The sequence below is a fragment of the Brevibacterium antiquum CNRZ 918 genome (assembly GCF_900169145.1).
GTDB classification, from domain to species: Bacteria; Actinomycetota; Actinomycetes; order Actinomycetales; family Brevibacteriaceae; genus Brevibacterium; species Brevibacterium koreense.
The window spans coordinates 302,119-309,491 of the sequence record NZ_FXZD01000004.1 but is presented as its reverse complement, the minus strand read 5'-3'; the positions used below and the strand labels follow the sequence as shown (position 1 = coordinate 309,491).

4 protein-coding genes are annotated in these 7,373 nt (G+C 57.5%); 1 reads left to right on the top strand and 3 read right to left on the bottom strand.

Features of this window, described 5'->3' with window-relative positions:
• Positions 1–580, top strand: a 580-nt coding sequence (locus tag BANT918_RS08275; RefSeq protein ID WP_145996959.1) for an integrase core domain-containing protein, incomplete at its 5' end; no start/stop codon positions are given.
• Positions 581–1,180: 600 nt separating this feature from the next.
• On the opposite strand, the gene BANT918_RS08270 is transcribed toward BANT918_RS08275, so the two are convergent.
• The 3 genes from BANT918_RS08270 to pabB form a co-directional block, all read right to left on the bottom strand.
• Complete coding sequence (locus BANT918_RS08270) at positions 1,181–3,958, bottom strand: TrlF family AAA-like ATPase (protein WP_101619782.1); 2,778 nt, start codon at positions 3,956–3,958, stop codon at positions 1,181–1,183.
• Between the two features lie 370 nt (positions 3,959–4,328).
• Entirely contained in the window at positions 4,329–5,120 is a 792-nt protein-coding gene (locus tag BANT918_RS08265; protein WP_101619781.1) for an aminotransferase class IV, read from the bottom strand.
• On the bottom strand, positions 5,117–7,327 hold the full coding sequence (gene pabB / locus BANT918_RS08260) for an aminodeoxychorismate synthase component I (protein WP_233430399.1): 2,211 nt from the start codon (positions 7,325–7,327) through the stop codon (positions 5,117–5,119). Before pabB ends, BANT918_RS08265 begins: the two co-directional genes overlap by 4 nt.
• Positions 7,328–7,373: the final 46 nt, after the last annotated feature.

Here is a 7,373-nt window from a genome sequence, read left to right as displayed (position 1 = left end):
CAAGTACTTCGATTGTTACCTGATGGTGGACATCCATTCGAGGTTCATCGTCGGCGCGCACGTGCACGCCACCGAATCAGGGGTCCTGGCGATGGAGATGATGAAGGAGATCTTCGGCATCCACGGCATCCCCGAAATCGTCCACGCCGACCGCGGGACCTCGATGACGTCGAAGACCGTTGCCGGACTGCTCTCGGATCTGGAGGTCACCCGATCCCATTCCAGGCCCCGGGTGAGCAACGACAACCCGTACAGCGAAAGTCTCTTCAAAACCATGAAGTACGGGCCAACCTTCCCCGATCGCTTCGCGTCCCTGAGCGACGCGCGGGCCTTCATCAGTGAATTCGTGGATTGGTACAATCACGCTCATCAGCATTCTGGCATCGGGTTCCATACTCCAGCCAACGTCCACTATGGCTTCGCCGATAGCGTCGCCGTGAAACGCTCACAGACCTTGGCTGCCGCGCGGGCCAAACACCCCCAAAGGTTCAGCAAGGCCACAGATCCCAAGATCCTGGCCCTACCCGGACCGGCATGGATCAACCAACCAAAGGAGGGCACCGAAACAGAGGCAGCCTAACCACTGCCTCACTCACCCTGGTACCGCTTGACTTGAAAAATTCCGGTCAGGCAAATTCTCAGCAAGACGAACGGCCAAGGAACGCGGTGCTGCTTCTGTCTTTTGCATAGGGACAATATTTGCACAACTTGAAGAGCCCAGCACTGCAAACTGGCAATGTTATTCAGCTATTAAGACCTCAAAGAGGCAAGAGAGTTTGCGATGCAAAAGGGGCCGAGTCCGATGCCGAACGCATACCAAAGGTACGTGTGCCTTTACTTCGCAATCCCTAGTTGAAGTCGATAATTTGGCGTGGACGGCCACCCTTTACGGTCCTCGTTGATAACGGACTTGACCATGCGTGTGAAATCAACTCAGCTTTAAGCACTCCCGACAGCCTGACTGCCGGCTACCTCGCCGGTTTCGATCAGAGGTTTTCGGCAGAACCGAGCTCAGCCAGTAAGGTGAAACGGCGATCATTCAGACTGCCCTAGTCTCGAAATCTATCCTTGACAGACGCCAATCCCTTTCGGGTCGCCCAGAGTAACCGCAGGACTGCACTCGAGCCGATGCGACAGCACTTTTGGTAAAACGTTAGCACGTAACCCGGCCTTGCCCGAGCTAACTCCTCATAAGACGTCGATAGCGTGCCTCGAATGCCGATTCGCCGCCTTCCATAATGAGACAGATCGATTCCTTGACCTTAGGTATTTGAATTGATCCCTGCGCCTCCACTCGGGGTACTGGGCCGTGGCTAAGGATCGTCACATGTTCAGAGTCAGCGTTCACCACGACGTTCGCATTGTGAGTAACTACTATGATTTGCCTGCTTGATTTGATCCTCTTTAAGGTCGAGACAACAAGGTCATAGATCAATTTGTTGTCGAGGTCGTCCTCCGGCTGGTCTAGCAAAAGGGGGTCATTGCTGAGCTGAAGGATCACGGCAAGAAGGGCAGCCGTCTTCTCGCCAGGAGAACCCTGATTAATTTCGTGAAACTTGCCCGAGGCACCTCTCCTGTATTGGACGCGCAATAGGTCTTCGGGGAACCACAGGTCAATCTCGGTCGCATAGTCGTGACCGTCGAGAGTTTCGAGATGTGAGTAAAACCGCTGATCGAATACAAGTCCCGTAGCAGTTAGGGTTTCTGCCGACGCGCCATGCCGGCGAAGGTCTTTCAGTAGCTCTTTTAACTTGAATACTCTGTCGTCTCGGCCTGGTTGTAGCTGGTGACCTAACACTGAGGGAAGGCCGTCTTCGTCAAATATGTTGCCATATGCCGTGGGCTTGTTCACGAGCCTTCTCAGGTCGCGTTCGAGGGTGCTTGCGTCCGCCTGGGCGAGTACGTTGAGTTTCAGTTCGGCACTGTTGAGGTTCACAGCAACTTCGGCCCGGCGGGCTGTAAGGACTCCACGAAGTGCACACAGCTCTTCTAAGGTTGTCTGTGCGTCCTTTTCGAGCTGGCATCGACGCTCTTTTACAGCTTTGAGTTCCTCTAGACTGGAAAGACGATCACCTTTCATTTTCACCAACCGCGCGTTCGCTTCGTTCGGGTCTTCGAGGGTATCGCCGTCTGACTTGTCCGAATCGACTTGAGAAGCACTTATGTGGTGTTCAAGCTCTTGAATCTTATTCTTTCGAGGAGACTCTGCGGCAACGGACTCCAATGCCGCTCGTGCCTCGCCCAGCTTCTCGGAGAGGACCCTGACTTCCTCATATGTCGAACGAGCTACTGCTATTAGGGCGTTCTCTTCTTTCGACGCAAACTCTTCATTCTCCGTGTCCCCTGTTGAAGACAGGCCTGAGTCGTCGCCGGACTTGGCCACTTTAAAGTCTCGTACTATCGCCAGGAGCGCCCGCTCGATCGATTCAGCCCGGGAGCGTTCCCGATCCACGCATCGCTGCTGAAACAAGAGGTTGTCGAGTTCTTTAGCTTCGGCAGAGTCGCGAATCTTTGCAATTTGTTTGAGTCCTGCTTCGGCGTCCGCAAGCTCACCCTTCAGTCTACTTTCGCTGTTGATCTTGGTCGAGAGTTCCGAGATGGAGGCTCTCTGTGTCCGGTATTTGCTCTTAAGCGCGTCAAAGGTTTCTTTCCACCCGACATAATCGACTGACGGTTGATCGTCTATAGCCTTCAGAAGACTCTGGGGATCTCTCGCAGTCTCGTAGATCTGCTTCTGACTGTTGATCATCAGGGGGAACCGGTCCCTCGGCGAACCTGACTCTGGGATCCACTCCCCGTCGACGAAGGATTCTATCGCACCATTTTCTGGAGATTCTCCATTCCAAAGGATTCGGTAGCGTCGCCCGAGCTTGTGAACATGGACTTCAATGATAGTGTCCTGATCCCAGAAGCGTGCCCCCGCACCTTTGCCCCGCGACGGCGAGAACCACTCGCTAGAATCACGTAACCCTGCGGGCAAGTCGTTATGCCTACCCATCGCAAGGCGGACAACCTCGACGACAGTGGATTTTCCGACCCCTCTTCCACCGATGATGGCATTCATCCAAGGACCGAAGACATAACAGGACTCGGCTTCGCCCTTCTTGACAATAACCCGATCGAGAACAGGGTGGAAGTATCCACCCGGATTCTCTGTCGCTTGTGTAGAGCGAAGGACCGATGAAGTCTCGTCAGAGAGCGCCAGTTTGACCCCCAGGAGATTCGGCGTCTCCATTTTCATCCAGGTAAAATGGCTTCCAGGGAACTTAGCCTCCACTCCGGGGGGCGCCCCGGCCCCGTCTAGGAAGTGCGAATCAGACCCGAGTACGCTCGCCCAGCCTTGCCTCTTGGCCTTCTCGACTCCCTCTTCCGTAACGGCTTCGATCGCAATGACATACCCCGCATCACGGATCGCGTCTTGGTTCCTTTGATCGTGCCCAAAGAGACCTTTGGGCGCGTCAGCGTGTGCTGGAATGGCAAGGCCACCGGCATCCTCTATCTCACGGACCACCTCGGCAAACGCCTTGCTCGTCGTGCTCAGGCTCTCGCCTCGGGGACCGTCAAATCCGCAACGATACAGAAGACCGTTGATCGAATCACTATCGGTATCTACATCAAAAACGCCTAGAAGATGGTATCCACCCTCGACGGTGATCTCGACTCCTGCGAAGATGCAGATCTCACGAAACCCTTCCACTTCGTCTTCTCGCATACGAATCAGCTCATCTCGCGCTTCGCCGATTCCTTCATGTGTGTTGTGATCCGTGACGACGATGGCGTCAATCTCGGCTTTCATATAGGCAAGAAGCCAGCTTCGGTACGATGTTTCGGTCGTCGCGCGATGACCTTCCATCGCGCCGAAGTCAAAAGAAGCAGGGCTATGAGAGTGGAAGTCCACTTTCCACCATCGAGCTCCCGGGTGAGTAGGTGCTGCGTCGTTCTCGGGCGCGTTCGTCATTGATGTTCCTCAGCTCTTCACCGTTTGTCGCGATTTGAAATCACCGCCTGCGTCTAATCATAACAATTGTAGTCGATAGCCGCGCCTCCGCACGCCAAGCCAAGGCACTGTTGCCTCGTCATAAGTTGGGAAGTACGGTAAAGATTCTCTCCGGTTCGAACAAACAGCACGAGAAAACCTACCCTCGATTATCAGTCTAACCGTGCTTGTCGACAACGCCGCGACTGAATATCGTTTCTTACCGCGCCGGCACTCTTACGAGCCCGGAAGTCAGGGGCTGTCGATCCGGGACATTATTGATCTGCAACTAGGCTAGTGAACCTCGTATCAACGAGTAAGTCACCTGTAGAGCCGTTGTTCCCCATGGCTATCAAATCAGTTTCATCTCGCGTTCGAGCCATGTCTTCCATTCCCAGAACCAGGAAGGGGCCGACCCATGAACACGAGTAGAGACAGAAGCAAAGTCGAGCGAGCCGGACCAGGCTCTGATGCGTCTGATTCCATGTAGGGCGTTGACAAGCCATACTTCGTGTCCAATCAGATCTTCTGGTTGTACCCGTCGATACTCGATGCTGATGGACCGTCTGCGGGCTCCGTCTTGGATCAGTGAGGTGGTCACGCCTGGGAGTTGGGCCAGGTCCGGGTGCGGAACGCACAGCGTCTCGTCCTCCCACCACAGCAGGCTCGAGGTTGCCGATTCGACAGCGAACCCGTGTTCGTCGACGAGCAGCACCTCATCACACCCGTGCTCTTCGTGTGCCCGCGTCCGCAGCTCGCCGAGACGCGCGATGTCCGACCCCTTCGTCTGTGGGTGTCGACGCGGATCGGCAAATGGCGGGATCCACACATCGAGTTCGTCGGTGCGAGGCGGTGCTGGTCTCAGCCGAAATCCGAGCGCAGGTTCGTCGTCGCCGAGGATCTCTGCTCTGGGAAACCACTCCCCCGAGCGCGGAATGAGGGCGATGAGCGCCGACCAGAAGTCGGCCGAGTCCGCGTCAGTGCCCCCCAGTTCAAGTGCGGCCGTGCTGAATCGTCGGCGATGCCGGTCGAATGCGCGGACTCTGCCATCACCGACGAACCAGGAATCTGCGAGGCGGAGTGCGCCCTTGGCACCACCCGATACGAATTCTCTCTGCTGCTGATCCCAGGTCCAGATTGTCATGTCACGAGACCTTCCGTGTCAGTGGATTTCTCAGTGTCGAGCTCCGCGTCACTGCTTCCCTGTCCAAGCGGCATGTCCTCAACTGCGCCGGGAAATGTGGCATCGTCGAACAGCCTTAGCAGTGGTGCAGCCTTGGCCACGGTTTCTGCGTATTCGTCCTCGGGGTCAGAGAGGGTGACGATTGCACCACCGACCCCGTACCGGACGGTGCCATCGGCAACGACCAGCGTCCTGATGACCACGCTGAGATCGACGGCGCCGTTGAGGGAGAAGTAGCCGATCGCCCCGCTGTAGATACCTCGGGGACCGGTCTCGAGTTCGTCGATGATCGACATCGTCCGCAGCTTAGGCGCTCCAGTCATCGACCCCGGTGGGAAGGCCGCTCGGACACACGCCACCGAGGAATGCTCGGAGTCGAGGACTGCGCTGACCGTGCTGACCATCTGGTGGACGGTGGCATAGGTTTCGATGCCGAAGAGCTCATCGACTGACACGGATCCGAGCTGGGCAGTGGCGCCAAGATCATGGCGAACGAGGTCGACGATCATGAGGTTCTCCGAGCGATCCTTCTCCGAAAACTGCAGCTCCTCTTTGATCGCAGCGTCGTCCTCGTCTGTGCGGCCGCGTGCGCGTGTACCTTTGATCGGTTTAGATTCGACCTGTCTGTCAGAGCCGATGCGCAGGAAGCGTTCCGGAGATGTGCTGAGTATCGTCGCGTCTTTCGACACGAGATAGACGCCGAACGGGGTCGGATTCTGTGTCCGCAGCGCTAGGTACGCGCTCAGAGTGTCGAACTCTCCCTCGGCTTCGAGCATGTTGGTCAGACAGACCTCATAGGTCTCACCATCGGTGATTTTGTCCAGCGCTCGTGCGATGTTGTCACTGTATTGCTTACGGGACTGTCGGGCGACCATCGACGTCGCGGTAAGCGCAGCGGTCTGGGAAGCCGCGCCAATCCGAGGTCCCCCAGGAGTCGATGGGTCGGCGGAAGCGAGTTCCTGGATCGCCGTGTTCGTCTGCGCGCACCAGGTCTTGCAGTCCGTTGGTGACGAACCGAGTCCATTGAGTGCCAGCAGGTAGACCGTCGACTCATCGTGGTCAATGACGACGGCGCGGTCGAGGAACATCAGGGAGGCATCTGGCAGGTCTGAGTGGTGCCGGTTGGGCGAACCGACCTCGGACTTCAGCTCGTATCCCAGGTATCCGACCCAGCCGAGGCGAAAGTCGAAGGGCAGTGCCGGAGCCTCAACGACCATGGTGTTCAGCTCGCCCTCGAGCCAGTCGAAGAGACCGCTGCTGACCGCTGTCTCCGCACCTGCCTGGTCGGCCGGAGCACGACCCGTGTGGCGTATGTGGATCGTCCCGGCGGACGTATCCGACGTAGCGACTCGGCCATTCGGTCCGGTGGGTGTACCCATGATGGTGAACCTCGACGAACCACTGCTCGGGTCATTGCCGTCGAGCCAGACGGCTTCTTCTTCGTTTCCGTACAGCGCTGCGAAGATGGACTCGTCCGGCACTGACAGCTCCAAGGCTTCTACATGAAGCGCCACCGTGACCGGCTCGGGTCGGTCGGGTGTGCCGGAGCCTGGAGTCCCAGGAGTCGCGGCTTCAGTCTCTCCGCCTGCCCATTCCCGGGTCAGTCGCGCGAAGTTGCCCAGCAGCGCCAGGCCGTGTTCGGTCGATATCGATTCGGGGTGGAATTGGACGCCCCACTGCGGCAGGCTGCGGTGGCGCAGACCCATGACGACGCCGTCATCCGAATACGCAGTCACCTCCAATTCCTCGGGAACGTCGGTGATGGCCAGCGAGTGATAACGGACCGCGTCGAACGTCGGCGGAATTCCTGAGAAGAGGTCGACGCCGAAGTTCCGGATCTCAGACTGTCGCCCGTGCCGTGGAGCAGGTGCGTGAGCGACGGTCCCACCGTGGGCCAGGGCGATTCCCTGGTGTCCCAGACAGATGCCGAGGATGGGAATTCTCGCTTCGGCAATCACCTCGGCGCAGATCCCGAAGTCGTCGGACTTGTCCGGCGACCCAGGCCCCGGGGAGATCACCACATTGTCGAACTCCTTGAGGGCACCGATGCTCCAGTCCTCCCAGTCATTGGGCACGATGACTGGTGGGCAGCCGTTGACCTCGGCGAGGTAGTGGTACAGGTTATTGGTGAACGAGTCGTAGTTGTCGATGAGCAGCGTGCGTATCACTGATGTGCCGATGTCCCAGTCTGTCCGTGAGCTCTGCGAAAGCCTG

What these genes read in the sequence shown, in the direction of transcription:
- BANT918_RS08270 (WP_101619782.1), bottom strand. Translation starts at nt 3,958, where the DNA reads ATGACGAACGCGCCCGAGAACGACGCAGCACCTACTCACCCGGGAGCT.
- BANT918_RS08265 (WP_101619781.1), bottom strand. Translation starts at nt 5,120, where the DNA reads ATGACAATCTGGACCTGGGATCAGCAGCAGAGAGAATTCGTATCGGGT.